The 26804-nt window shown below is 69.2% G+C and carries 22 protein-coding genes; 14 read left to right on the top strand and 8 right to left on the bottom strand.

Annotated elements, in window-relative coordinates:
- The first annotated feature begins 167 nt into the window (after positions 1-167).
- The 4 genes from mycP (at position 168) to D9V36_RS12995 (ending at position 4718) form a co-directional block, all read left to right on the top strand.
- Positions 168-1406, top strand: coding sequence for a type VII secretion-associated serine protease mycosin (mycP, locus tag D9V36_RS13010; RefSeq protein WP_129293914.1), 1239 nt, complete (start codon positions 168-170; stop codon positions 1404-1406).
- Positions 1407-1426: 20 nt separating this feature from the next.
- A complete protein-coding gene (locus D9V36_RS13005) occupies positions 1427-1774 on the top strand; it encodes a hypothetical protein (RefSeq protein ID WP_129293913.1) in 348 nt (115 codons plus the stop codon).
- A 40-nt stretch (positions 1775-1814) separates the two neighbouring features.
- Positions 1815-3317 carry a hypothetical protein gene (locus tag D9V36_RS13000; protein WP_129293912.1) on the top strand — a complete coding sequence of 501 codons (1503 nt, stop codon included), beginning with the start codon at positions 1815-1817 and terminating at the stop codon, positions 3315-3317.
- Positions 3318-3407: 90 nt separating this feature from the next.
- Complete coding sequence (locus tag D9V36_RS12995; RefSeq protein ID WP_129293911.1) at positions 3408-4718, top strand: S8 family serine peptidase; 1311 nt, start codon at positions 3408-3410, stop codon at positions 4716-4718.
- A 173-nt stretch (positions 4719-4891) separates the two neighbouring features.
- On the opposite strand, the gene D9V36_RS12990 is transcribed toward D9V36_RS12995, so the two are convergent.
- Positions 4892-5920, bottom strand: a complete 1029-nt coding sequence (locus tag D9V36_RS12990) for a PE-PGRS family protein (protein WP_206739657.1) — start codon at positions 5918-5920, stop codon at positions 4892-4894.
- A gap of 226 nt (positions 5921-6146) precedes the next feature.
- On the bottom strand, positions 6147-6533 hold the full coding sequence (locus D9V36_RS12985) for a WXG100 family type VII secretion target (RefSeq protein ID WP_241720855.1): 387 nt from the start codon (positions 6531-6533) through the stop codon (positions 6147-6149).
- Positions 6534-6821: 288 nt separating this feature from the next.
- On the opposite strand from D9V36_RS12985, the gene D9V36_RS43055 reads away from it, so the two are divergent.
- Positions 6822-7361, top strand: a complete 540-nt coding sequence (locus tag D9V36_RS43055) for a hypothetical protein (RefSeq protein WP_431357661.1) — start codon at positions 6822-6824, stop codon at positions 7359-7361.
- A gap of 189 nt (positions 7362-7550) precedes the next feature.
- On the opposite strand, the gene D9V36_RS12975 is transcribed toward D9V36_RS43055, so the two are convergent.
- The 3 genes from D9V36_RS12975 to D9V36_RS12965 all read right to left on the bottom strand — a co-directional run bounded on the left by D9V36_RS12975 (position 7551) and on the right by D9V36_RS12965 (position 11861).
- On the bottom strand, positions 7551-8882 hold the full coding sequence (locus tag D9V36_RS12975; protein ID WP_129293908.1) for an SUKH-4 family immunity protein: 1332 nt from the start codon (positions 8880-8882) through the stop codon (positions 7551-7553).
- A complete protein-coding gene (locus D9V36_RS12970) occupies positions 8879-11134 on the bottom strand; it encodes an ATP-binding protein (RefSeq protein ID WP_241720854.1) in 2256 nt (751 codons plus the stop codon). The genes D9V36_RS12975 and D9V36_RS12970 overlap by 4 nt, the downstream gene beginning before the upstream one ends.
- Positions 11135-11453: 319 nt before the next feature.
- Positions 11454-11861: a hypothetical protein gene (locus D9V36_RS12965; RefSeq protein ID WP_129293907.1), complete on the bottom strand. Its 408-nt coding sequence runs from the start codon at positions 11859-11861 to the stop codon at positions 11454-11456.
- 238 nt (positions 11862-12099) lie between these two features.
- Here D9V36_RS12965 and D9V36_RS12960 point away from each other — a divergent pair, with 238 nt between their 5' ends.
- Entirely contained in the window at positions 12100-12408 is a 309-nt protein-coding gene (locus tag D9V36_RS12960) for a hypothetical protein (protein WP_129293906.1), read from the top strand.
- Positions 12405-13172 carry a WXG100 family type VII secretion target gene (locus D9V36_RS12955; protein WP_129293905.1) on the top strand — a complete coding sequence of 256 codons (768 nt, stop codon included), beginning with the start codon at positions 12405-12407 and terminating at the stop codon, positions 13170-13172. Before D9V36_RS12960 ends, D9V36_RS12955 begins: the two co-directional genes overlap by 4 nt.
- Positions 13173-13349: 177 nt before the next feature.
- On the opposite strand, the gene eccCa is transcribed toward D9V36_RS12955, so the two are convergent.
- Positions 13350-17306 (bottom strand): type VII secretion protein EccCa, encoded by a 3957-nt coding sequence (gene eccCa, locus D9V36_RS12950; RefSeq protein ID WP_129293904.1) that lies wholly within the window; start codon positions 17304-17306, stop codon positions 13350-13352.
- A 256-nt stretch (positions 17307-17562) separates the two neighbouring features.
- On the opposite strand from eccCa, the gene eccD reads away from it, so the two are divergent.
- The 6 genes from eccD (at position 17563) to D9V36_RS12920 (ending at position 24625) form a co-directional block, all read left to right on the top strand.
- On the top strand, positions 17563-19026 hold the full coding sequence (gene eccD, locus D9V36_RS12945; protein WP_129293903.1) for a type VII secretion integral membrane protein EccD: 1464 nt from the start codon (positions 17563-17565) through the stop codon (positions 19024-19026).
- 156 nt (positions 19027-19182) lie between these two features.
- Positions 19183-19470, top strand: coding sequence for a 30S ribosomal protein S15 (gene rpsO, locus D9V36_RS12940; protein WP_006602744.1), 288 nt, complete (start codon positions 19183-19185; stop codon positions 19468-19470).
- A gap of 294 nt (positions 19471-19764) precedes the next feature.
- Entirely contained in the window at positions 19765-21984 is a 2220-nt protein-coding gene (locus D9V36_RS12935) for a polyribonucleotide nucleotidyltransferase (protein WP_129293902.1), read from the top strand.
- Positions 21981-23360 carry a M16 family metallopeptidase gene (locus D9V36_RS12930; RefSeq protein ID WP_129293901.1) on the top strand — a complete coding sequence of 460 codons (1380 nt, stop codon included), beginning with the start codon at positions 21981-21983 and terminating at the stop codon, positions 23358-23360. The genes D9V36_RS12935 and D9V36_RS12930 overlap by 4 nt, the downstream gene beginning before the upstream one ends.
- 52 nt (positions 23361-23412) lie before the next feature.
- Positions 23413-24165, top strand: coding sequence for a 4-hydroxy-tetrahydrodipicolinate reductase (dapB, locus tag D9V36_RS12925; RefSeq protein ID WP_129293900.1), 753 nt, complete (start codon positions 23413-23415; stop codon positions 24163-24165).
- Positions 24166-24169: 4 nt separating this feature from the next.
- Positions 24170-24625 (top strand): hypothetical protein, encoded by a 456-nt coding sequence (locus D9V36_RS12920; RefSeq protein ID WP_129293899.1) that lies wholly within the window; start codon positions 24170-24172, stop codon positions 24623-24625.
- A 114-nt stretch (positions 24626-24739) separates the two neighbouring features.
- Here D9V36_RS12920 and D9V36_RS12915 read toward each other — a convergent pair whose 3' ends face one another.
- The gene (locus tag D9V36_RS12915; protein WP_129293898.1) at positions 24740-25297 is read right to left on the bottom strand and encodes a PH domain-containing protein; all 558 of its coding nucleotides are present in this window, start codon (positions 25295-25297) and stop codon (positions 24740-24742) included.
- A gap of 99 nt (positions 25298-25396) precedes the next feature.
- Positions 25397-25636: a hypothetical protein gene (locus tag D9V36_RS12910; protein WP_088800359.1), complete on the bottom strand. Its 240-nt coding sequence runs from the start codon at positions 25634-25636 to the stop codon at positions 25397-25399.
- Between the two features lie 232 nt (positions 25637-25868).
- Between D9V36_RS12910 and thyX the strand changes: the two genes are divergently transcribed.
- Complete coding sequence (gene thyX / locus D9V36_RS12905; RefSeq protein WP_129293897.1) at positions 25869-26627, top strand: FAD-dependent thymidylate synthase; 759 nt, start codon at positions 25869-25871, stop codon at positions 26625-26627.
- The last annotated feature ends 177 nt before the right edge of the window (positions 26628-26804 follow it).

Here is a 26804-nt window from a genome sequence, read left to right as displayed (position 1 = left end):
GCACAGTGGTCAATGAGGGCGAGCGCGCTGCATTCAGTGCGCTCGCCCTTCTGCCGTCCGATACCGCTCCGCAATTCCTCCGTCATCTCCTCCACACCGCCTCTTTCTCCGCCGTTTCCTCACTCCTCGCCCAGACCGTTCCGTCACACATGGAGAGCAGACAACCCGTGGGATCTCGCGCCATTGGTCATCGAGCCGGGCACCGTCGCCGAGCGGCGAGCGCACTGGTTTTGGCGGTGTGCATTGCCGGCCTGTCGAGCGTGGCCGCCGCGCCGGCGATCGCGGACGAGAACGTGCCGCTCAACAGCGGTGAGTGCAAATTCGGCACGGACAACATCGCAGAGACCCCGTGGTCGCTGCAGCGCCTCCTGACGAATCAGCTGTGGGCCGACAGAAAGATGGGGCAAGGAATCCGTGTCGGCGTCATCGACACCGGTATCGACGCCGGTAACCCGCAGCTGAAGGGCGCGATCGGCAGCGGCGGCAAGTCCTTCGTGCCCGGCAAGCCGACCGAGGACAAGGTCGGCCACGGCACCAAGGTCGCAGGCATCATTGCCGCCCGCCCGATCAAGGGTTCCGGTTTCTTCGGCATCGCGCCCAAGGCCACCGTCATCCCGTTCCAGCAGACTTCGGCCGAGAAGGCCGGCACGGCCGACAGCCTCGCCAAGGCCGTGGACAAGGCCGTGGCGGAGAAGGTTGACATCATCAACATCTCCCAGGGAACCGGCGCGGACCCACACCTTCTGCCCACCCTCGAACATGCGATCGCCCGCGCCGACGCCCAGGGCATTCTGGTGGTCGCCTCGGCCGGCAACGGTGGTGCCGACGGCGGCGAGAAGAACATGTTCCCCGCCGCGTACTCGACCAAGTACCCCAATGTCCTGGCCGTGGCCGCCTCGGACCGCAACAACGAGCGTGCGCCCTTCTCGCAGTCCGGGCCCTTCGTCCAGATCGCCGCCCCCGGCGTCGACATGGTCTCCACGGTCCCCGACGGCGGCAACTGCGTCGACCAGGGCACCAGCTTCGCCGCCCCGTACGTCACGGGAGCCGCGGCGCTTCTCAAGGCCAAGCACAAGGACTGGTCGCCGCAGCAGCTCATCTGGCATCTCGAGCAGACCGCCGAGCGTGTGCGCAAGGACCGCGACAACTTCATCGGCTGGGGCGTCGTCGACCCGGTGGCAGCTCTCAACGACGACACCGAGCCCACCGCAGAACCCAAGCCGGACAAGCCTTCGAATGTGGCTGACGGCTCCGATATCCATCCGGTCGCGGTCACCCTCGGCGAAAGCCCCGAGGACCGGCGTGTCCGTGTGGCCGTCTACATTGTCGGCGGCGGACTCCTGGCCGTCGGTACGGTGGTGGGCTGCGCCATTGCACTTCGTGACTGGCGTCGGAAAACTTCATAGCAAACACGGGGAGGCCAAGGATGGCTAACGATTCCTACCGCGTCGATCTTGACAGGCTCGATGAAGTCGTCAAGAAGCTCAACAACGTGCTCAAGGAGATGCAGAGCGCCTCGGGCAAGGCGAAGAGCGGGACGCATCTTCCGGCGGGCTCGCTGGGCAAGGGCTTCGAGGAAGAGAATGAACTGCGGCAGACGCATGACGAGATGAAGACCTTCATCGAGACCTACGTCCTCCACAAGCTCGAGAATCTGATCGATGATCTTCAGAAGAAGACTTCGAGGACTCACGGCGCGTATCAGGACCAGGAGCAGAGCACGAGCAATGCGATGAAGAACGGTCAGTCTTCATCGCACAGCAAGTACTCCTGAACTACGGCAATGAGCTCGCAGAAGAAGAGGGGGCAGGGACGTGGGTAGTCGCGCGGACGATAAGTACGCACCAAAGGACAAGTGCTATGCCATCGAGAACTCCACGAAGTTCTATAAGATCGACTTCGCGTCGCTGAAGGCCATGGTGGCCGATGCGAAGCCGGAGACGGTCGCCGGGGTTGCCCACGCCTGGGGACAGGTGCACAAAACGATGGTGGTCGAGGACGGCGGTGGTATCCGCGCGTATTTCGACAAGGCCATCGACGAGGTCTTGCAGCACTGGGAGGGCTCCGCCGCGAAGGCGTTTCGCGAGCGCGCGAAGGCGATCAGCGAGAACATCGGGAACGGTGCTCTGTACGCCAAGAACGTGAGCGAAGGCATGGGCCGCGCTCACGAGGCTCTGAGCGCGTACAAGCAGCACCTCGATGGCATGGAGATGCCCGACTGGGGCGACCGGGCGTGGGACTGGGCGACGGACCACATCGAGCGCCAGGACAAGAACGCCGACGCGCAGCTGGCGGGTGGAAAGAGCGCGACGCAGGTCGTTGAGGACAATGAAGACGACCTGTCGGCGCAGAAGGAGACGCAGCTGAAGGCTGCGGCGACCATGGAGTACCTCGGTGCTGCTTACCGAACGAACTCCGTGGCCATCGGTAAGCCCAACCCCAGAGTCATTGACGACCCGACGGACATTCCGCCGCCGGACAACCCGGGTATCCCGCCGGTGCACTACCCCCTGCCGGCAGCTGTCACCAAGCCCAAGGGAATGTCGAAGGGCCCGATGAAGCCCATCGAGAAGGGGCCGGGATTCTCGGGCGACGGTGTGAAGACGCCAGGGATCAGCGGTGGTATCGGCAACACGATGCCGGGCCCGTGCTCTCCCACGCCGCATGTGGGCACGGGTCTTGAGAGCCTCACTCCTCCGCACGGCGGAGTGAGCCCCGGTGGAGGCGGCGGAAGCCTCCCAAGCGGTGGTGGTACCGGCCCCGGCACCGGAGGCATGAGTGGTGGCATCGGCCATGGTGGCGGCACCGGTCCAGGCGCCGGGGGGCTTCCCGGTGTGCCGGGCGGCATGAATGGTGGCGCTGGTGGCCGTACTGGTGGGACCACGGGGAGCGTTGGTGGTCGCACTGGTGCGACCACTGGCCCTGGGGCCACCGGGCGTGGGGCCGGGCGTCCCGGCATGCCAGGTATGGGTGGCGTCGGTGCGGCAGGCGCCAAGGGTGGCGCCAAGGGTGCCGGGGGAGCCGGACGCGGCCTTGGCCTCGCTCGCCAGAAGGGCGGCGTCATCGGCGGCACCGAAGGCAAGGGTGCCGGCGGCTCCCAGGGCGGTTCGGGTCTTCACCGCAGCCGCGGGGGTGCTCAGTCGGGCGCCGCGGCCTCCGGTAATCGTCGGCCGGGCGGGATGCCCGGGGCGCACGGTATGCACGGAGCCAAGGGCAAGAATGACAAGGGCCAGAACGGCGAGCGGCCGGACTACCTGGTCGAGGACGAGGAGACGTGGACGACCGACCGCAATGTGGCTCCCAAGGTCATCGAGTAGCTAGCCTTCGGGTGTGACAGCGGCGGAAACGAGTTGGGCCCGCAGTCTTCGGGCTGCGGGCCGCAACCTGTTGAGGAGAGGTGTTGCAGCATGAGCTTCACGCGGACGCTGCGTGCAGTTGGCGGCGTGGCGGTGGCAGGAGCACTGCTCTTCACCGCCGCGCCGACCGCTTCGGCGGACTACATCAGGGATGGGCAATGGGCGCTTGACGCGTTCAATCCGCAAAAGGTGTGGCATGAGTCGACCGGTAAAAATGTCACCGTGGCGGTCATCGACTCGGGTGTCAACGGAGATCACGTCGATCTCAAGGGCAATGTGCTCCCGGGTAAAAGCTTTGACACCGCGGGCGGTACGGCAGATCACGAAACCAGTGATGATCACGGCACGGCTATGGCTGCCTTGATTGCGGCGCACGGCCATGGACCCAACCATGCCGATGGAATCATGGGGCTGGCACCGGATGTCAAGATTCTTCCCGTCAAGTTGAATCAGACGATCGGCGGCACCGCAAACAACATCGACGGTCCCATTCGCTATGCAGTTGATCACGGGGCAAAGGTCATCAACATGTCCTTTGTGACGTCCCGCTTGACTCAGCAGGAAAAGGATGCGATCAGCTACGCGGTAAAGAAGGACGTGCTGCTGGTTGGCGGCTCTGGCAATGAGGGCAGTGGTAAGCCCCTCTATCCGGCTGCGGCGCCCGGCGTATTGGCGGTCGGCGCAGTCGCCAAGGACGGCAAGGTGCTTGGCGAATCGAACTACGGGCCGCATATCCGGCTGATCGCCCCGGGCGAGAATATCTATTCTGCCGGAATTTCCCCGAAGTACCGGCAGGCCACAGGCACCTCCGACGCGACGGCCTACGTATCGGCCGCCGCGGCCCTTGTCCGGTCGAAGTTTCCTGACCTCACCGCAGGGCAGGTCGCCAATCGCCTCACGAAGACGGCGATCACCCCGGACGGCAAGACGGGCGTCACGTCTCCTGACCCCAAGTACGGCTACGGAGTCATTCGCCCGTACCGTGCCCTCTCGGAGAACGTTCCCGTCGGCTCGAAGAACGGGCCTCTCACCATGCCGAAGGACACGGAGCCTTCCTCCGGCGCCGGCGCCGATGCGCCTGGTGGCAGCCCTTCGGCGAGCAGCGGTGCCGAGGCGAGCAGTGGTCTGACCCCCCTGGCGGTTGTCGGTATCGCTGTGGGTGTGCTCGTTGTGCTGGGGATGGTGATCGGTGTGATCGTCGTCAGCAAGAAACGCCGTAATGGTCCGCCTCCTGGTGGTCCTGGCTTCGGCGGTCCTCACGGTGGCATGGGGGTTCCCCCGCAGTACCCCGGTTCCTACCAGCAGCCGGGCGGCCCTGGTGGGTACCAGTCGGCACCGCCCAACTACCCTCCTCGTCAGTAGAGCAGTAGAGACGCAGGCTTGCAGGCTTGGTGAGCTCATCCGACGGTGATGAGCCGGGGAGCGCCGCCAGATCGCAGCCAGATCGCCCGCAGGGGTGGAACCGCAGTTGATGACTGCGGTTCCACCCCTGTTGTGGTCCGGGCAGCAGAACGAACGAGCTGGTGCCGAACCGCTCAGCCGAACACCGAACGCACCTCGTCGGTGACGTCCTGGTGGCGGGTGGCCGCGCCGCCCGTGCGTCGGTCGACATGACGCTGTGTGTGGTCCAGGCCCCGGTTGGTGAGGTCTTCCTTGGCGTGGTCGACATAGGTGCTGGGGTCGGCCAGGCTGGTGACGCCGTCCTTGTACTCCTGGGCGCCTTCCTTGATTCCGTCGACGTATTCGCCGGCTTTTTCCTTGCCGATGTCGGCGGTTTCGCCCCAGTCGATTCCGTCGCGGGCGCCGAAGTGGCTTTCGATGCCCTGCTGGGCGACGTTCTGCGTCATCTCCGTGGCGGCCTCCTGGGCCTTTGCCTTGCCCTCTTCGACGATCTTGTCCCTGGCGATTTCCTTCGCCTGATCGATGACCTTGTCCTTGACGGTTTCCTTGACCGTCTTCTTGACGTAGTCCGCCGCGATTTTGCGGGCTTCCTTCGAGACGGCCTTCTTCGCCATCTTTTTGATGGCATCCATGGTGGCGTGCTCCATGGCCTTGGTGGCCGCCTCCATCACCTCGCGTTTGATCTTGTCGAGGATCTGGCGGACGATCACGCGGGTGGCCTGGGTGGCGCCCGCGGCACCGAGTTCGGACAGGCCCAGGGTGAAGGGTGCAGCGGCCTGTGCCGCGATGAGCTCGGTGGCCAGCATGACGAGCTGGACGATGACGGCGATCTTTCCGGCGAGAACGGCGATGGCGGCGGCATCGAAGGCGACGGCGATCACCTCGGCTGCCGCGGCGGCGTCACGAAGGTAGCTGTCGTCGCTGTCCCCGCCGCCGGAAAAGGAACCCCATGCGTGGGAAAAGCCCTCGATCGCCTCTCCGGAGTTGGCGGAGATGACCTCACCGGCTGCCGAAGAGCCCTTGGTGGACGCTTGATTGACCGCCTCGGCGAAGTTGCGCCAGGTCTGGGCGCACTCGTGGAGCTTGTCCTCATCGGCATCCGGCCAGTTGTAGCCGAGCAGATCCAGGACCCAAGCAACCTCGCTTGGCAGCGTCAATGACACAGTGATCGTCCCCCGTGCAGTTGTAGCCGATTGCGCAGTGCAATGGCGTCGGTGAAGGAAACGTGAGAGGGGTGGCGGCGGTGGCCCCTGGGGAGCGGTCAGGGGAGGCCCTTCCACTGCTCGGCCGCGCCTCCGAGGCGTTGCGGGAATGCGGTGGGGAAGAGCCTCGGCCGGTGTTCCTGGTGCCCTGGCGCCCGGGTTCGTGGGAGGCGATACCCACCGGGCGTCAGATGGCGGGGCGGCCGACCGCGCTGATGGTGTGGATGCCCTGCTCGTCGGAATCGGTGTACGAGCCGGCCATGTTCTGGAGTTTGTCGCCGATGCTTTCGAGGCGTTCGCCCAGGGAGTCCATCGATTCGAACATGCCGTCCCTGATGGGCGTGTAGATCGTTTCGAAGATGTCGCCGAAGTCGCAGTTTTCCCAGGGGCTGCCGAGGCCTTCAAGGTCGTCTTGAAGCTTCTTCGACGCCTTGGAGAAATCGCTGCCGATATGGACGAATGCGTCGCCCTGCCTGCGCAGCACACCCGGATCTACGTCAAATGCCTTGCCTGCCACCCTTGCCCCCGTCATGCGTCGCCCGTAGATACCTGTCGCATCTTCAACGAACGACACATTAGGCGATCTGAATGCAAGCATGTCAAGGCAAGGTGTGTGGAGAGAGCGTGGGCATCCTGCGGCTCAACCGCGTGCGCATGGACGGGAATTGATGGAATTGACCCACCTGCGGCATTGGTGAATCTTGCGTGGGGCCTGGGCGTGTCCCCCGGTCGGCGTACTGAAAGGGCAGGTTAAGTATTGGTGTGCCCTTGGTCAATTATGTGGGGTCGGGGGCAGAGGGCCGTGGTGTCGACCGGCGTCAATCGGGGGCCTTGCGGAATGGGCCGTACGGGTGGGCCCGGCATGTTGACGGTGGGGAATGCGCGCGGAGGCAGGAACTTCGACCATCGGGCGCCGACAGCCGACAGCCGACAGCCGACAGCCGAACGCCGACCGCCGACCCGTGCCGGGCGTGAGTCCAGACGGTCGGCAGCCCGCCTGTCAGTAGCGGTCGGCCGAACCGGCCCAGCCGTCTGCTCGGTTGGTGCTGCGCAGGGGGAGCGGAGCGGCCCGGCGATCACTCGTCCCGTAGCATTCCCGCTCATGGACGCAGCCGGCGCAGAAGAGCCCCTTCCCGAGAGTCGAGTGGGGCTGACGCCCCGCCAGGCCAGGCGAATACGCATGGCCCTGGCCTCGGTGTTGATGGCCGCGATGGCGGTGGTGCTCGTGGTGCGCTTGGCGTCGCGAACGTCGGTGCTGGTGGTCGGGGTGTACGGGGCCGCGTTGGTGCTCTGTGGCGTGGTGATCGAGCTCAGCCGGAACGGACGTACCCGCCTCGGCACCTGGTTGTTGGGCATCGGCCTGGCGGCCGCACTGGCGGCCGATTGGCTGCTGCTGCCCTGAGGGGGTGGGGAGGGGCGGGCTCCGGGCGTATTGCTCAGTGAGCCTTCGGTGTTGTGCCCGACCGCCCGATCTTTCGGATCATCGCAGGGAGGGGCCGAACCGGAAGTCGCTCGTCCGGAAACACCCCACGCACGTCCCCGCCACGACCCCCTGCCGCGACCTCCCACGCCACGACCCCACACCCTGCCCTCAGAACAACCCGTGCCACATCTGCTCGACGACCAGCGACCACCAGTTGCCGTCGTCGTCCAGCGCCCAGGAGTCGATCGCCGCGATCTGTTCCTGGAAGGCGGCGACCGCCGCACCCGCCGCGTACGGGTCCATGCCCTGCATCTGCCCGCGTGTGGTGGAAAGCAGGGCGAGCGAGCGCAGGTAGGCGGACGCGGTGCGGTTGACGAACCGGCCGCCGCCCGACGACGGCTGGACCGCCCAGACGGTGCCGACGAGGCTCTGGTCCTGCTCCGGAGTGGTGCACTGAACGGCGAGCGTGTAGAGGCCGTCGGTGCCGAACCGGACGTAGTCGGCGAGGGTCGTCAGGGTCTCTTCGCGCGCTTGGGTGCCGGTTTCCCGCAGGTGGGTCGCCACGTCCGTGAACAGGCCGCCGGCCGGCGGGGCGTCGGAGCGGTCGGCGGTGAAGAAGTACGGGACCTGGGCGGGCAGTCCGGCCCAGATCAGGGTGTCCTTCGTGGCCTCGGGGAGCTGGGTCGCGGCGAGGTCGTCGGCGTCCGGGCGGTGGACGCCCTGGGGGCCGAAGCCCTGCACGAGGTGCTTGCCGAGGGCCACGTCCCGCATCGGTGGCGCGGCCTCGACGTGCTGTGGCAGCGGTAGCCGGTGCGGCCGCGGCGGTGCGGGCCGCCCCGCCAGCTGGTGCATCATCCCGACGTGCCGCACCAGTGCGGCGACGCCCTCGGCGCGCTCCTCGGGACGCATGCCGTAGCCCTCGGTGCAGGAGAAGGCGGCGTTCGGGAAGGTGCGGAGGAGGAAGTCACCGGGGTAGCCGCCGGGTAGCAGGGCCGGCCGCAGATCGGTGTGGACGGCGCGGACGGCAGCGGGGTCGATGCCCAGCCGCCGCAGTTCGTCGTGGAGCTGGTACTCGACGGGCGGCTGACCGGGGGCCGAGACCCGGGCGAGGCTGGTCTCCTCGCCGGTCGACGGGTCGTCGTAGGTCGCGACGGCGGTGTTGCCGGGGCCGGTGGCCGGACGCTCCACGGGTGCCGGAGGGGCCGCTTCGGTCCCCGCGCCGTGTTTTTGCCGGTACATCCGCACGACCTCGTCGGTCGGCACCGACGGCCACACCGTCAATTCGCCGGATGCCCGGTCGACCACACCACAGGCGGCACCGACCTCGGCGGGCGGACGTCGCTGCCCGGTGTGCGGGTCGGCCTCCGGGGGCGGCGGCGCCGCCCATACCACCCAGCCGAGGTCGAACTCCTGCAGGGCCACCTCCCGCGGCGGGCCCTGCCGCCCCTCGGGGTTGAGCCAGCGGGCCGCGGTGGCATGCGCCTGCGCCTGGGTGATCACGAGTGGTCTCCTTCGGGGCCTTCGAGGCCGTCCAGGCCGTTGAGGCCGCCGGACGAAGCGGAGTCGGCGGTGCCGGTGCGCTGGGCCGGCACGGAGGGCACGGGCACGGCCGCGGGAGCCGCGGCGAGGATCTGCCGGGCGGTCACACCGCGCGCGGTGGCGACGACCAGCACACCCTCCGGTGAGAGAGCGGCGCCGGTGAACGGGGTGTCGGACAGCAGCGCGGCCACCACTTCTTCGTCGGCACGGGCCCATACCCGCAGATAGTCGGCGCCACGGCTGAGCCCGAAGGGCGCCGCCTCCTGGGCCTGTGCGGAAGACAGTTGCACCTGCGCCGGATCGGCGTCGAGATACCCCGGACGCAGCAGATCGTGGACGAGGAGCGCCCGGCCGCCCGCCGCGGAGGCGTCGCCGTCCGGGCCGGGCACCGTACGGGCACCGGGGGTCCCCTCGGGGACGAGGAACGCGGCCACCGGGCGGGGAGCGGCGGCGGACGCCGGTACCGGCCCGGCGCCGCTGCCGTCCGGGCCTCCGGCCGCGCCCGCCGTCGCACCGTCCCCGCCCTGCGCGGGCAGAGAACCCGTGGTCACGGCGCGGACGCCGACCAGCGGCACACTCCACAGCGTCCGCCACGGCAGGGTGAAGCCGAGCGTGTGCAGCGCGTCCGCGTAGGCCACCAGCCCGTCCTCGACGAACGCGGATTCCAGGAACGCCGCCCGCAGATCGGCCGGTGCCTCGGAGCGGGTGAGCAGCGGGGCGGTGCGCAGGTACGTACGGGCCGGCGCGCCCAGTTGCTCCAGCGGTACGGCTTCGACGGCGGCGCGCATCGTCACCGGGTCGGCGTGGGCGAACAGGCCCGGATCGGTGAGGAGTTGGGGGAGGAGGCCGGCATCGAGGGTGTGCGCTGCGAGATGGTCGCGGATGTACGGATCGGCCTGTGCCCAGTCCTGCTGGGGCACCGCTTCCAGCAGCGCCATGGCGATCTTGGTCTGGGCGTCGCGGACGTCCGGCAGACCGGAGCGGATCTCCTCGGCGATCCCGGGGTGCATCAGACGCAGCAGCGTACGGCCGTCGCCGGCTCCGGAGCTGTCCCCGGAGCCGGCCCCACCCTCGTCCGCGGTGGTGTCCCTTTCCCTGTTCCCGCCGCGTTCCCCGTTCCCGTCCCTGTCCCCGCCGCCTTCCCCGTTCCCGTCGTCGGTGCTGCCCCGGGACGGCTCGACGGGCTCGACGAACGGCGCGGCCAGCAGCATGCCGTCGGCGAGGTCCCGGCTCATGTCCCGCCCGGCGACGGCGCTCGCCAGCGCACCCCACAGCTGGACGGGCAGCCCCTCGCCCTCGGCGAACGCGAGCGGCGCCAGCATCAGCCGCAGGGTCCGCGGATCGGCACCCAGCCGGCGCGCATGCAGATCGAGCACCTCGCCGACGCTGCCGGGCAGCAGGGAGTCGTCCGCCGGGTCGAAGCCCTCGGGCCGCACGACCAGCGACCGCACGGCGAGCTGGACGGTCAGCCGGTTGCCGTCCGCGCGCGCCGCGAGGGCTTCGGCGAGCGCCCGGCGCGCGGACGGGTCGGTGGTGTACGGGAGTTCCGGCGCCCCCGCGTCGGGGGTGAGCGCGGTCTCGGCCTGCCGCACCAGGCCCTTGGGGTCGGCCCACTCGGGCGCGTCGAGATCGATGATCTGAGCCTGGCCGGGGGGCAGCGCCCCGGCCAGCTCCGCGGCCAGTTCGCGCGGCACCTCGGCGAGCAGGTGCACGGTTTTGGTGGCGGCGAGCGGCTTGAGGACGTCCCGGACGACACGCGCCGGCTCGTTCGCGGCGCGTACCGGACCGGCGCGGTCGACATCGGGCACCACCAGGGTCACCGGCTCTTCACGGGCGGCGAGTTCGGTGAAGATGTCGTCGTCACGGTCGGCACTCAGCCCGAAATGATCGGAGATGAGCCACAACAGCTGCGCCGCGGTGCGTCCCGCGGGGGTCGGTACGGCGGGCTCCGGGAGGTCGGGGGGCACCGTCGCCGGGTCCAGATCATCCAGCGGCAACCGCTTGCGGTGGCCGCGGTCGCACAGCATCAGGAAGCCGGTGACCAGGCGCGAACGTCCGCTGCCCGGATTGCCGGTGAGCACGATGACGCGCGGCGCACCCGGCCACCGCATGCGCCAGGCCGCGAGCGCGCGGAGCACGGCGGTGCGGCCGCCGACGTACGGATGTGGTGCATATCCGGCCGCCGCGGCTTTTCCTTCACCTGAGGCGCTCATGCCTTCCTCGTCCCCGATCAATCCCGCCTCCACCTTTGTGGATTCCTGCGTGTTCCGGGCCGATCCTATGGTCCGTGCCGTACGCGGAGGATGGCGCGGGGGCGGCTGTATCGGAACTGGAACCGGCAGGCCGGGGCCGGTGTGCGGCGGTCGTAACGGAAGACGGGCGCGAAGAGAGTGAGGTGAGTTGTCCCCGGGGCCCGGTGTGGAGAAAATTAGATCATCGTGTGCGGAAAGAAAGCAGATCCGTTCCGAATGATGCGGTGGTCGATCTGCTTTCTTCCGCAGCGGATTTCCGTGCTGTGGGAAGGGATTTCGGTCAGTTCCGGTGCCCGACGCCCCGGCCGCCGCGCCGCGGGGCGGTCAGGAGGGTGCCGGAAGGGCCGTCACGCTCGGCGCGCTCCTCGTCCTCCTTGGCCTCCTGCTCCTTCTGCCACGCGGCGAACTTCTCGCGGGACTCCTCGCGCTCGGCCATGGTCTGGTTCTCCGCGGCCCGCCGGATCTCGCTCATCCGGTCGCCCAGGGCGTCCATGTACCCCGGCGTCGCGATGGCGTCCTTCATGCCGATGCGCCCGGAAAGCACCTCCTGGGCCATCTCCTGGAGCTTGCCGCCGACATTCGGGTTGTCCGCCAGGACCTTCAGCGCCTTGCGCAGCCGGTGCGCCTGCTCGGGATCCCGGGCGACGTCCATCAGGTCTTCGTCCTGGATCTGCCGCTCATTGCTCATGTCTGCCCCCTTGAACGTGATGGCACAGGCCGCGAGTGCGGCACCGGCGTGCCGAAGTCTAATGACGGGTGTGAACGGGGCGTCAAGGCAGGGGTTGTCGGTATTGCCGGATATTGCGGCATGCCGCATTCCGTGATGCGCCGCCCGCCCGCTGCGCGGAGGGCTTCGCGCCTATTGCCGGTGTGCTAGACCTGAAGTCATGGCGGCAGGTAGCCGTCATGCAATTCGGGGAGAAAAGATGTCCGATGAAGTCCGGCTCAGTACCGAGGAGTTGCAGAGACTCGGTGCGACCTTCGAGATACGTGCGGAAGAACTGAGCCGGCAGCTTGCCGCATTCAGGCGGCGGGCGGATGCCGAGGCCCTGCGGGACGGTTTCGGCAGCGATGAGGCGGCCCGCCCCCACCGCGAGCTGTACGAGCAGGCCGAGCAGGCGCTCGTCCAGCTGCAGCAGCGCCTCGCGGAGGTCGGCCGAGGCATCAAGGAGACCGCCGCGAATACGGAGGCGGCCGAGGAAGAGCTGGCCGAGATGATGCGGAGCGTCCAGTGAGCGAGCGAGGAAACCCCGAGGCCCTGCGGGAAGCGGCGGCCGGCTGGCGGGAGATGGGCAAGCACCTCGACGGCCTCGTCCACGATCTGGACCGGCACGTCGGCACCGCGGCGGCGGCCAACTGGCACGGCCCGGCCGGTGAGGCGTTCGCGGGGGAGTGGCACCGCCTCAAGCGGTCCGTCGACGATGCCCTGCCGGTCTTCGAACTGGCCGCCGCCGACCTGGAGACCGCCGCCGCGCAGCCCGCCGACGACCAGAGTGGCAAGGACCACGGCGCGCCACCGGTGCACCACGCGGCCGACGACGCGCAGTCGTCGTCCGGGCCCGGGATCGCCTACGGCTTCATGGCACTCGGCCAGCTCGCGAACGGCCTCGGCGGCGCGTTCGGCAGGCGCGGTGGGGGCGGCGGCCAGGGCCGGCGGCCGACCGTACGGCACACATGGGCGAGCTCCACGGCGGCGCAGGGGCCCGACCCGTTCGGCCCGGGGCAAGACGGCGAGGCCACGAGGCGGGGCGGCGAGGGCGTCGCCAAGGGCGTCCGGAGCCGGCCGTCCGGGACGGAGCCGGACCCGGCTGCTCCGGCGCCGACCCCGGCCTCGGCCTCGCTCCCAGGCCATGAACGGGACCTGAAGACCGGGCCGCAGAAGAAGGAAACGGCAGCCCCCGCCGCCGAGCCCGCCGCCCGGGCAGCGGCGCCCGCTGCCACCGCCGACGCCCCCGGCAGCCCCGGCCCCGACATCACCCGGCACGGAGCCTTCGGCTGACGCATCCGGCCGGGCGCGGGCCCGGACGCCCGACGCGCCCGGCACGTACGCACCGCGCCGCCGCACCGGGCATACCGTCCGCACCGGCCGCACAGCCGAAACGCCGAAACGCCGAAACGGCGGTGGGGCGCCCCTCCCAGGAGAGGCGCCCCACCGCCGTTGTGCCGTACGGACCGGTCAGCGGCTGTTCGCCGGCAGCCAGCCCGTCTGGACCAGCTGCGCACCGCGCTTGCGCGTGATGAACGTCGCCCGTCCCGGCGTCAGGCTCTGGCCCTTGACGTTGCCCATCAGCGGGCCCTCGGACGGGTCGGCGGACAGGATCAGACCCTGCGCACCGAGCTCCTTGGTCCGCTGCATCACCGGCTCGAACGAGGAGCGTCCGGCGCCCGAGGAGCTGCGCGCGATGATCAGGCGCAGACCCAGGTCACGGGCGAACGGCAGGTACTCCAGCAGCGGCTGCAGCGGGTTGCCGCTGCTGGTCGCCACCAGGTCGTAGTCGTCCACGATCACGAACGCGTCCGGCAGGTCGTACCAGCTGCGGTTGCGCAGCTGCTCCGGTGTGACGTCCGGGCCCGGCATCCGCCGGCCGAGCGAACCGGCCAGACCGGTGATGACCTCCTGCAACTGCGGCCCCGCGGCACAGTACTTGTACATGTGGCTCTCGGGGATCTCGCCGAGCAGCGCACGACGGTAGTCGGAGACCACCATCAGCGCCTTGTCGGACGGGTACCGCTCGGCGATCTGCTTGGCCAGCAGACGCAGCAGCGAGGACTTGCCGGACTCGCTCTCGCCGTAGACGACCAGCAGCGGGTCGGTCTCGAAGTCGATGAACGCCGGCGACAGCGTGGTCTCGTCGACACCGATCGCGATGCCGTGATCCGGGTAGTCGTTGCCCTTGGGCAGCTCGTTGACGTGCAGCATCGTCGGCAGCATCCGCACCGCGGGGGCGGGCTCGCCCTGCCAGTGCTCGCTGACCGTCGACACCAGGTTCGCGATGCCCTCGCTCAGCGTCTCCGGGTCGCTCATCCCGTCCAGCCGCGGCAGCGCCGCCAGGAAGTCGAGCTTCTCGGGGGACATACCGCGACCGGGCTTGCCCATCGGCACGTTCTCCGCGCGCTTGCGGTCGAACTCCGACTCCATCGGGTCGCCCAGCCGCAGCTCGACGCGGTTGAGGAGCTGGTCGCGCAGCGCGGGCCGCACCTCGGTGTAGCGCGCACCGGCGATGATCAGGTGGACGCCGAAACCGAGGCCCCGGGCGGCGATGTCCAGGATCACCGGGTCCATCTGCTCGTAGTCGGTCTTGAACGTCGCCCAGCCGTCGATGACCAGGAAGACGTCGCCCCACTTCTGGTCGGGGTAGGCGCCCGAGGCCCGCCGCTGGCGGTAGGTCCCGATCGAGTCGATGCTGTTGGCGCGGAAGAACTCCTCCCGCTCGTTGAGGATGCCGACGACCTCGGAGACCGTACGGCGCACCTTCTCCGCGTCCAGACGCGAGGCGACGCCGCCGATGTGCGGCAGGCCCTCCATGGTCAGCATGCCGCCGCCACCGAAGTCGAGGCAGTAGAACTGCACCTCGGCCGGGGTGTGGGTGAGCGCGAACGAGGCGATGGCGGACCGGATCAGCGTGGACTTGCCGGACTGCGGACCACCCACGACCAGGCCGTGACCGGCGCCCGCGGAGAAGTCCAGGTACATCACGTCACGCCGCTGCTCGAACGGCTTGTCCACCAGCGCGACCGGCACCACCAGCTTGCCGAGCGCGGTGTACTCCGGCGCGTGCACACCGCGTTCGGGCGTGACCGCGAGCGTCGGCAGCAGCTGGTTGACCGTGGGCGGCTCGTCCAGCGGCGGCAGCCACACCTGGTGCGCCGGCGGGCCCTGGCCCTGCATGCGCTGGACGATGACGTCGAGCACGGTGTCGGCCAGCGCGTCGTCCTGCTCCGGCTCGGCCGGCGTGACCGGCGTGGGGTCCTCGACGATCTGCTCGACGACCGGGGCCGCCGTGAACGGCACCGGCAGCCGGTTCGTCCGGCTGCCGCCCCCGCCGCCGCCGGCGCCGGGACCGCGGTACGGGCCCGAGACGTACGCGGCCTTGAACTGGACCATCGTCTCGGTGTCGTACTTGAGGATGCCGGAACCGGGGACGTTCGGCAGGTGGTAGGCGTCCGGCACACCGATGGCGGTCCGCGACTCGGCCGCGGAGAAGGTCCGCAGGCCCAGCCGGTAGGAGAGGAAGGTGTCCAGGCCGCGCAGCTTGCCCTCTTCCAGGCGCTGCGAGGCGAGCAGCATGTGCACACCCATCGACCGGCCGATGCGGCCGATCTGGATGAACATGTCGATGAAGTCGGGCTTGGCGGTCAGCAGCTCGGAGAACTCGTCGAGCACCATCACCAGCGAGGGCAGCGGGTCCAGCGGGGCGCCCGCGGCACGCGCCTTCTCGTAGTCGGTGATGTTGGCGTAGTTGCCCGCCGAGCGCAGCAGCTCCTGACGGCGCTGGAGTTCACCGGTGATCGAGTCGCGCATGCGGTCGATCAGGGTGACGTCCTCACCGAGGTTGGTGATGACCGCCGCGACGTGCGGCATGTCCGACATACCGGTGAAGGTGGCGCCACCCTTGAAGTCCGCGAGGATGAAGTTGAGGGTCTCCGAGGAGTGGGTGACCGCGAGCGCCAGCACCAGGGTGCGCAGCACCTCGGACTTACCGGAACCGGTCGCACCGACACACAGACCGTGCGGGCCCATGCCCTCCTGCGAGGCCTCCTTGATGTCCAGCATGACGGGCTGGCCGTCCTTGTCGACACCGATCGGCACCCGCAGCCGCTCGTGGAGCGTGCGCGGCCGCCAGGTACGCGACACATCGACGGAACCGGCGTCACCGAGGTTCAGCAGGTCGGTGAAGTCCAGGTTCGACAGCAGCGGCTCCTCGCCGTCCGCGCCGGAGCCCGCCCGCAGCGGGGCCAGCTGGCGCGCCAGCGCCTCCGACTCGGCGATCGACAGGGTGTCGCAGACACCGTGGTAGACCGCGCCGCCCGCCGACTCCAGCACCAGCTTGCCCGGCCACACCTGGACGGCCAGACCGCCGCGGACCTCGTCCAGATCGCCCGGGACGACCTCCAGGATGGTGACGCCCTGCAGGCCCTCGGCTCCGGCGATCACCGAGTCCATCGGCACCTCGCCGCCGTCCAGCACGACCAGCACATGCGGGGTGTCGGTCACCGGAGTGCCCTGCGGGTTGAACCGGCCGCGGCCCTCCAGCTCGTCCGCCAGCAGCTCCTCGATCTCACCGAGGTCACCGACGACCAGCCGGCGGGTGCCCGCGCCGTCCGTCGACTTGTGCTGCACCTGCGGCAGCCACTTGGTCCACTCCCACTCCGCCTGCGCACCGGGCGCGGCGACGACGGCCACCACCAGGTCCTCGGGCGAGTGCAGGGTGCACAGCTGGGCGACGATGGCGCGCGAGGCGCCGTAGACCGTGTCCGGGTCGCCGGAGACGGTCAGGTGGTAGAAGGCGCGCAGCGAGACCGCGAGGGGCAGATCGTCCAGCTGCCCGTGCTTGTCGAGGAATTCCTTCATCGCATGCGCGGTGAGCGGTTCCAGCTCGTCGACCGGAGCGGTCTCCGGAGCCCGCAGGGGAGTGGCCAGCTGCTGCGGCCCCAGCCCCAGTCGTACCTGCCCGAAGTCCGGATCGCCCGCCCGGCGCTCCCACACCCGTTTGCCCTCGGCCACGACCGACCACAACTGGCTCGGGTCGGGGTGGGTGAACAACTGCGCGTCCCGCTGCTTGCGCGCGGTGCGCCGCACCTCTTTCCGCTTCTGCGTAAGGTACTTGAGGTAATCCTGGCGCTCTTGAAGCATTTGCCCGGAAGGCCCTTGGCGGGCTTTGACGATCTGCACGATCGCCATTGCCAGGGTGGACGCCACCATAAAGCCGCCCATGATTTTCATGAACGGCTGGTTGCCCATGAACAAGAATCCCGCCGAAGACGCCATACCCATCATGGGCATAAGGGTCATCAGCATGTTTTCTGATTCGCCCTCACGCGGAAGCTCCGGGGGTGCCTCGAGTGTCACCTCCTCGGAGGGAACTTCGGGTGGCAGCGCGCGGGGCGGGCGCTTGACGATGACAACGCTCACCGAGGCATCAGTCCTTCATGCATCTCGCAGTCTCGGACCGCCCCCGTTGGATTCGACGGTCCCCCCGGACCAAGTGCTTGGCCCGAACCAGGCGTTGATCCTACTGTCAACCGTCAAGTCTCGGGGTGGGTGGGGCGAGCGCCGAATTGGACGGTACGCTGACGCCTCGCGAGCGTGCCCACAGCCCCGAAGTGACGGCTCTCTATAGAAGGCGCGCGACGCGACAAAACGCCCAACGGATAGGGGGAACCGCCAGGTGAGCACGAGTACTGGCACCGGCTTTTGCCGGGTCACGGTCGCCGCGCCCGATGCACGGATTGACGTGGCTCTGCCGGAGGACGTCGCACTCGTCGACATTTATCCGGAGATCCTGAGGCTCTCCGGTCAGTCGCAGGCGGAGGGCGCTCCGACCGGTTATCACCTAGTACGCCGCGACGGCACGGTTCTTGACGCCGGTCAGTCGCTGGCGCAGCAGCAGATCCTCGACGGCGACCTTCTTCTTCTGAAGCCGTTCGCCGAATCGCTGCCGCTCCCGGTCTTCGACGATGTCTCCGACGCCGTCGCCTCCGCGGTCAAGCGCAACCGCAACCGCTGGAGCGACGACCTCATGCGCGTCGTCGGCCTCACCGCGGGTGTGCTGCTGCTCGTCATGATGGCGTTCGCCCTGTGGGTCTCCCACCCCGAGCACCGCGACATGCACCGCCTGCCCGGCATCATCGCCGGTGTCGTCGGCATCGTGCTGGTCGCGCTGTCCGGCGTCCGCGCCCGTGTCTACGACGACCACGGCTCCTCCATCGCGCTGGGCCTGGCCTCGCTCCCGCACCTCCTGATCGCCGGCTCCGGCATCTTCCCCGTCGACGCCGGAGCCGACCCCGGCCGGCTGCACCTCCTCGTCGGCTGTGTGACCGTACTGATCGCCTCCGTGCTGCTGGTGGTCATGCTTCCGCGCGGTGACGCCCCCTTCGTCGCCGCCGCGTTCCTGTCCGCCACGGGCACCCTCGCGGTCTTCGCCGCGATCCTCACCGACGCCGCGCCCAGTGAGGTCGCCGCCGTCACCGCCGTCGTCTCCATCGCCCTGGTCGCCTGGCTGCCCGGCCTCTCCGCACGCTTCGCCCGGCTGCCCATCGGCTACAAGTCGCCCGACCAGATCGCCAAGGGCTCCTACGACAACGGCGGCGAGACCGAGTCCGTCGACTTCGTCAAGATCGGCAACCAGGCCAAGCGCGGGCACGAGCTGCTGCTCGGCCTCGTCGCCGGCTGCTCCGCCCTGACCGTCGGCTCGGCCGGCGTGGTCCTCGGCTTCTCGGACAACGTGTGGGCCCAGCTGCTCGCGCTGACCGCCGGTATCACGATCATGCTCCGCGCCCGGCTCTTCGACTACACCGCGCAGGTCGCCTGCCTGACCATCGCCGGCATCCTCACGATCGTCCTGCTCATCCTGGGCATCGCGCTGAACCCGCCGACCGAGATGTTCGTCGATCTGGCCCGCTACCAGGACTCCGGTCCGCTGAACATCCACACCGTCTGGTTCTCCGGCAGCATCGCGGCGGGCGCCGCCCTCCTGGTCGCCGTCGGCCTGGTCGTCCCCCAGAAGGGTGTCACCCCCTTCTGGGGCCGGATCTTCGACATCTTCGACGGCCTGGTCCTGCTCTCCCTGGTGCCGCTGTGCCTGGCGGTCCTGGACGTGTACGGCAAGGTGCGCGGCCTCACCACCGGCTGAGGCCCCCGCTCACCGGCCTGCTCAGCGGCCCCCCGACCACCCGGTCGGGGGGCCGTTTTCAGCTGGTACGCTGTGTGACGGTCCGGATGAGTCATCCAAGATTCCCTGTGAGGTAAACCAGGGGCGCTCGCCGGCCGGAACCCTGAGGAGTACCGCGTGTCGCTCGACGCCGCTACGAAGAAGCAGATCATGGCCGAGTTCGCCACCAAGGAGGGTGACACCGGCTCCCCCGAGGTCCAGGTCGCGATGCTCTCCCGCCGCATCTCGGACCTGACCGAGCACCTCAAGACCCACAAGCACGACCACCACTCCCGCCGTGGTCTGCTGCTGCTGGTCGGCCAGCGCCGCCGCCTGCTGCAGTACCTGGCGAAGAAGGACATCACGCGCTTCCGTGCGCTGGTCGAGCGTCTGGGCATCCGCCGCGGCGCGGCGGGCGCCAAGTAAGACGCCGTAAAGGGAGCGGTTCCTGATCAGGGGCCGCTCCCTTTGCCGTACGCACCGGACACTCACGCCACCTCATGGTGGACGGAAGCTTTGTAGTCTGGTGCCATATCGCAAAACTGAACGCGGTAGGAGCGCCTCCTGGCCGCCGGTCCTCGGTAGTGGCCCCCGGACGATCCATGGACGCCATGTGTCATCACTCCGGGTGCTTCGATCGAAGACCGGCCCGCACCGGCGCTCCACCGAAGACGGTCTGCAGCCATACGGGCAGCAGACGCAGACGAGGAGATATCCCTGGTGGAGAACGAGACCCACTACGCCGAAGCCGTGATCGACAACGGCCCCTTCGGCACCCGCACCATCCGCTTCGAGACGGGCCGCCTGGCCAAGCAGGCCGCCGGCTCCGCCGTGGCCTACCTGGACGACGACACCATGGTGCTGTCGGCCACCTCCGCTTCCAAGACGCCGAAGGACCAGCTGGACTTCTTCCCGCTGACCGTCGACGTCGAGGAGCGGATGTACGCAGCCGGGAAGATCCCCGGTTCCTTCTTCCGCCGTGAGGGCCGTCCCTCCGAGGACGCCATCCTCACCTGCCGGCTGATCGACCGGCCGCTGCGCCCCTCCTTCAAGAAGGGCCTGCGCAACGAGATCCAGATCGTCGAGACGGTCATGGCGCTCAACCCCGACCACCTCTACGACGTGGTCGCCATCAACGCCGCCTCCTGCTCCACCCAGCTCGCCGGCCTGCCCTTCTCGGGCCCCGTCGGCGGCACCCGGGTCGCCCTGATCAACGGCCAGTGGGTGGCGTTCCCGACCCACACCGAGCTCGAGGACGCCGTCTTCGACATGGTCGTGGCCGGCCGCGTCCTCCCGGACGGCGACGTCGCGATCATGATGGTCGAGGCCGAGGCCACCGAGAAGACCATCCAGCTGGTCAAGGACGGCGCCGAGGCCCCGACCGAAGAGGTCGTCGCCGCCGGTCTGGAAGCCGCCAAGCCCTTCATCAAGGTCCTGTGCAAGGCCCAGTCGGACCTCGCCGCCAAGGCCGCCAAGCCCGTCGGTGAGTTCCCGGTCTTCCTCGACTACCAGGACGACGTCCTGGAGGCGCTCACCGCCGCGGTCAAGGACGAGCTCTCCCAGGCGCTGACCATCGCCGGCAAGCAGGACCGCGAGGCCGAGCTGGACCGCGTCAAGGCCGTCGCCGCCGAGAAGCTGCTCCCGCAGTTCGAGGGCCGCGAGAAGGAGATCTCCGCCGCGTACCGTTCGCTGACCAAGAGCCTGGTCCGCGAGCGCGTCATCAAGGAGAAGAAGCGCATCGACGGCCGCGGCGTCACGGACATCCGTACGCTCGCCGCCGAGGTCGAGGCCATCCCGCGGGTGCACGGTTCCGCCCTGTTCGAGCGTGGCGAGACCCAGATCCTGGGCGTCACCACCCTCAACATGCTCCGCATGGAGCAGCAGCTGGACACCCTCTCCCCGGTGACCCGCAAGCGCTACATGCACAACTACAACTTCCCGCCGTACTCCGTCGGCGAGACCGGCCGCGTGGGCGCCCCCAAGCGCCGCGAGATCGGCCACGGCGCGCTCGCCGAGCGCGCCATCGTGCCGGTCCTGCCGACCCGCGAGGAGTTCCCCTACGCGATCCGCCAGGTCTCCGAGGCGCTGGGCTCCAACGGCTCGACGTCCATGGGCTCGGTCTGCGCCTCGACCATGTCGCTGCTGAACGCCGGTGTGCCCCTCAAGGCCCCGGTCGCCGGTATCGCCATGGGCCTGATCTCCCAGGAGATCGACGGCCAGACCCACTACGTCGCCCTCACCGACATCCTCGGTGCGGAGGACGCCTTCGGCGACATGGACTTCAAGGTCGCCGGCACCAAGCAGTTCGTGACCGCGCTCCAGCTCGACACCAAGCTCGACGGCATCCCCGCCTCGGTCCTGGCCGCCGCGCTGAAGCAGGCCCGTGACGCGCGTCTGCACATCCTCGACGTCATGAACGAGGCCATCGACGTCCCGGACGAGATGTCCCCGAACGCCCCGCGGATCATCACCGTCAAGATCCCGGTGGACAAGATCGGTGAGGTCATCGGCCCCAAGGGCAAGATGATCAACCAGATCCAGGAGGACACCGGCGCCGACATCACGATCGAGGACGACGGCACCATCTACATCGGTGCCGCCGACGGCCCGGCCGCCGAGGCCGCCCGCGCCACGATCAACGGCATCGCCAACCCGACCATGCCGGAGGTCGGCGAGCGCTACCTGGGCACGGTCGTCAAGACCACCACCTTCGGTGCGTTCGTCTCCCTGCTCCCGGGCAAGGACGGCCTGCTGCACATCTCGCAGATCCGCAAGCTCGCCGGCGGCAAGCGCGTGGAGAACGTCGAGGACGTGCTCGCGGTGGGCGCCAAGGTCCAGGTCGAGATCGCCGAGATCGACCAGCGCGGCAAGCTCTCCCTGATCCCCGTGATCGAGGACGAGGACAAGGCCGCGGACGAGAAGGACGACGCCGCCAAGTGACGTCCCGTACGCACGCGACGACGGCCCGCACCTCTTCGGAGGGGCGGGCCGTCGCCCGTACCCAAACGCTTCTCAAGGGCACCGCGGGCGCCGGCACGGTCCGCCGGACCACCCTCCCCGGCGGCCTGCGGATCGTCACCGAGACACTGCCCACGGTCCGCTCCGTCACCTTCGGCATCTGGGCACACGTCGGCTCCCGCGACGAGACCCCGTCGCTCAACGGCGCCACCCACTACCTCGAGCACCTGCTCTTCAAGGGCACCGAGCGGCGCAGCGCACTGGACATCTCCGCCGCGATCGACGAGGTCGGCGGCGAGATGAACGCCTTCACCGCGAAGGAGTACACCTGCTACTACGCGCGGGTGCTGGACAGCGATCTGCCGCTCGCCATCGACGTGGTGTGCGACATGCTCACCGGCTCGCTGATCGAGGCCGAGGACGTGGACGCCGAGCGCGGGGTCATCCTCGAAGAGATCGCGATGACCGAGGACGATCCGGGCGACTGCGTGCACGACCTGTTCGCGCACACCATGCTCGGTGACACCCCGCTCGGCCGCCCGGTCCTGGGCACCGTCGACACCGTCAACGCCCTCACCCCCGAGCGCATCCGCCGCTTCTACAAGAAGCACTACGACCCCACGCACCTCGTCGTCACGGCCGCCGGCAACATCGACCACGCCAAGGTCGTCCGCCTGGTCCGCCGCGCCTTCGAGCAGGCCGGGGCCCTGGACCGCCCGGACGCCGCCCCGGTCGCGCCGCGCTCCGGTACCCGTGGCATCAAGGCCGCCGGCCGCGTCGAACTGCTCAACCGCAAGACCGAGCAGGCCCATGTGATCCTCGGAATGCCGGGGCTGGCGCGCACCGACGACCGGCGCTGGGCGATGGGCGTACTGAACACCGCCCTGGGCGGTGGGATGAGCTCGCGCCTCTTCCAGGAGGTCCGCGAGAAGCGCGGCCTGGCCTACAGCGTGTACTCCTATACCTCCGGCTTCGCCGACTGCGGGCTGTTCGGCGTCTACGCCGGCTGCCGTCCGAACCAGGTGCAGGACGTCCTCAAGATCTGCCGCGACGAACTCGACCAGGTGGCGTCCCACGGACTCACCGACGACGAGATCCGCCGCGCGGTCGGACAGCTGCGCGGGTCCACCGTCCTCGGCCTGGAGGACAGCGGAGCGCTCATGCACCGCCTCGGCAAGAGCGAGCTGTGCTGGGGCGAACAGATGTCGGTCGACGAGATGCTGACGCGGATCGCGGCCGTCACCCCGGACGAGGTGCGCGAGGTGGCCCGCGAGGTGCTGGGCACCCGGCCCTCGCTGTCCGTCATCGGCCCCCTGAAGGACCGGCAGGCGGCCCGGCTGGACGACATCGTCGCCTAGGGGGAGACACCCCCTAGGCCCCGCGACACCACCAAGAGAAGGACGGGAAACGATGAGCAAGCTGCGCGTGGCCGTACTGGGAGCCCAGGGACGCATCGGCTCCGAGGCCGTACGGGCCGTCGAGGCCGCCGACGACATGGAGCTGGTGGCCGGGCTCGGCCGGGGCGACAAGCTGGAGACGCTGGTCGAGGCCGGCGCCCAGGTCGTGGTCGAGCTGACCAACCCCGGTGCCGTGATGGGCAACCTCGACTTCTGTGTGCGGCACGGCATCCATGCGGTGGTCGGCACGACCGGCTGGACCGATGAGCGCCTGGCGCAGCTGCGCACCTCGCTCGCCGCCTCGCCCGGGGCGGGCGTGCTCATCGCCCCGAACTTCTCCATCGGCGCGGTGCTGACCATGCGGTTCGCGCAGCAGGCGGCCCGCTTCTTCGAGTCGGCCGAGATCGTCGAGCTGCACCACCCGAAGAAGGCGGACGCCCCGTCCGGCACCGCCGCCCGCACTGCCCATCTGATCGCCGAGGCCCGGGAGGAGGCCGGCTGCGCCCCGCAGCCGGACGCCACCACCACCGCACTGGACGGCGCCCGTGGCGCGGACGTGGACGGCATCCCCGTGCACTCCGTACGGCTGCGTGGTCTGCTGGCGCACCAGGAGGTGCTGCTCGGCGGGGAGGGCGAAACCCTCACCATCCGCCACGACTCCCTCCACCACAGCAGCTTCATGCCGGGCATCCTGCTCGGTGTGCGGCGCGTGGTGACCACTCCGGGCCTGACCGTGGGCCTGGAAAACTTCCTCGACCTGGGCTGACGCTATGGGCGGAAAGATCACCTACTTCTTCCTCGCCACCGTGCTGGTCCTCGTCTTCGGGGTGGTGGCGCTGGAGGGCGTACTCCTCCTGATGACCGGCGAGCCGGCAGCCATGGGGATGGGCGCGGTGGCCTTCGTGCTGCCGTGCATCGGCGCCTGGTTCCTTTGGCACAACACCCGCTTCGCGCGTGACGCCCACCGGCTGGCGCACGCCCTGGAGGCCGAGGGCGGCCTGCCGGCCGACGAGCCGGCCCGTACCCCCGGCGGCCGGATCGACCGGGACTTTGCCGATGAGGTCTTCGCCCGGCGGCAGGCCGAGACGGAGGACGCCCCCGGCGACTGGCGTACGTGGTTCCGGCTCGCGGTCGCCTACCACGACGCCCGGGACACCCCGCGCGCCCGGAAGGCGATGCAGCGCGCCATCGCCCTGCACGACGACAAGCCCGTACCGGCCGCGTAGGGCGGGTACGGGCGTCGGGGACGGACGGATCGGGTTCTCACGAGGCCGGATCCGGCGGTCTTACGGTGGTCTTCCACGGGGCCGGTGCGGCGGGCGGTCCCACCGCGCCGGGCCTCAGGCGCGGTACTCCGCCGCCCAGGCCTCCAGCACATCCGCGGCCCGCTCGAACGCCTCCGGGCGGGACAGGAAGTCGCCGTTGTGGTCCGTGAGGAGGGACCGCAGCGGTTCGCCCTGCGTCCGCTCGATGATCAGCGCCTGCCCCTGCACCGTCCGCGGCAGCCCCAGCCAGCGCACCGGCTGCTGCCGCGTTTGCACGGAGGCGACGGCGCTCCAGGGTTCGGTGGTCGTACGCAGCAGATTCACCTGCCGCAGGCCGTGCGCGCTGACCCACACCCCGACCCGCAACAGACGGAGGGCCAGGGTGATCATCGCCGCCCCCACCACCGCACAGGCCGCGGCACCGGACAGCGAGCCGGCCATCGCGGTGATCAATGCGGAGAGCAGCACGAACGAGGCGAGCAGCAAAAACACCGCCGCCGCCCCTACCCGCCACGGTCCGGGGCGGTAGGGACGGCGCCAGTGGTCGGGCTCGTCATGCGCGAGCGCGGCCGAATCCGCGGCACGGGTGTCGGGATCGAGGTCGCGGTCGGCCGTCAGGAAGGGCAGGGGCACGGCTGATCCTCACTCATGGGCACGCACGGAAGCTGTGACCGGTGAGGCTATCGGGACAGGCGGAGCGGAACCACTTCGCGGCACGCCCCGCCCGCCCGTTCAGCGATGTGATGCCTCGGACTGATGCACCCGGCTGGAACCGGAGCTGTCCTGCTGCAGTGCGGGAACGCCGAACAGCAGGGCGCCGGCCAGGCCGCCCACGACTGTCAGCGTGATGAGAGACTGGCCGAGGAGCTGCGCGCGCGAGGCGCGCTGCCGCGGCGGGGGAGTGACATTGCTGCGGAACCGGTCTGCCTCGGCAACGAAGGCGAACGGGACGGGCTCTCGCCGGCGGAACATGAGCGGGCTCTCCTAGGAACCTCGAAGTGGGCACTGTCACAGGGTTAGACGTTTGTGGCGTGCAGTTGGTGCCCGTTTTCAGGGACTTCTGTGAAAAATATCAACGGCCGCTCCGCGCGCCGCCACGGCGCGCCCGTTTTGCGGCTAACGCGGCATCACGCGGTGTTTCCCGGACTGTCAGTGGCGGGCCGTAGGGTGGTCGCGCACGAGGAACGATTGGAAGGAACCGCCGGTGTCCCAGACCCCCGCCGAGAGCACTGAGAACCCCGACAGTGCAGCCGTCAGCTTCCGGAGCGAGGTGACGGTCGAGCTGGTCAAGCACAGCGCCGCGGACAGCGACGTGCTGTGGGCGGCCCGGGTCTCCACGGCCGGTGAGCAGTCCCTGGAGGAGCTGCAGAAGGACCCGGAGCGCTCCAAGGGTCTGATCAACTACCTCATGCGGGACCGCCACGGCAGCCCCTTCGAGCACAACTCCATGACCTTCTTCATCAGCGCGCCGATCTTCGTCTTCCGCGAGTTCATGCGGCACCGCGTCGGCTGGTCGTACAACGAGGAGTCCGGCCGCTACCGTCAGCTGGATCCGGTCTTCTACGTTCCCGGTGAGTCCCGCAAGCTCGTCCAGCAGGGCCGCCCCGGGAAGTACGAATTCGTCGAGGGCACCCAGGCGCAGCACGAGCTCACCGGCCGCATCATGGAGGACTCCTACCGCCGGGCCTACGAGGCGTATCAGGAGATGCTCGCCGCCGGCGTCGCCCGCGAGGTCGCCCGCGCGGTGCTCCCGGTCGGCCTGTTCTCCTCCATGTACGCCACCTGCAACGCCCGCTCTCTGATGCACTTCCTCGGCCTGCGCACCCAGCACGAGCAGGCGAAGGTGCCGTCCTTCCCGCAGCGCGAGATCGAAATGGTCGGCGAGCAGATGGAAGCCCACTGGGCAAAGCTCATGCCGCTCACGTACGGCGCATTCAATGCGAACGGCCGGATCGCTCCGTAAGGCCCAGGTTGCAGGCCGGATGCCGGAGCGCGCAGGACAGACGTGCGAAGTGTCCGGATTGCGGCATTTTGAGAAGTTCATCTACGCTGAACAGACGGACCCGGCACTGCTTGAACCCCCGAGCAGGCAGTGCCGGAGTCCACATCCCTGCTCCCCAGAGGCGCATCCCGTGGTGAG

Origin of the sequence: Streptomyces lydicus (assembly GCF_004125265.1) — a bacterium.
GTDB lineage: Bacteria > Actinomycetota > Actinomycetes > Streptomycetales > Streptomycetaceae > Streptomyces > Streptomyces lydicus_C.
This window is presented reverse-complemented; position numbering and strand designations above follow the sequence as displayed.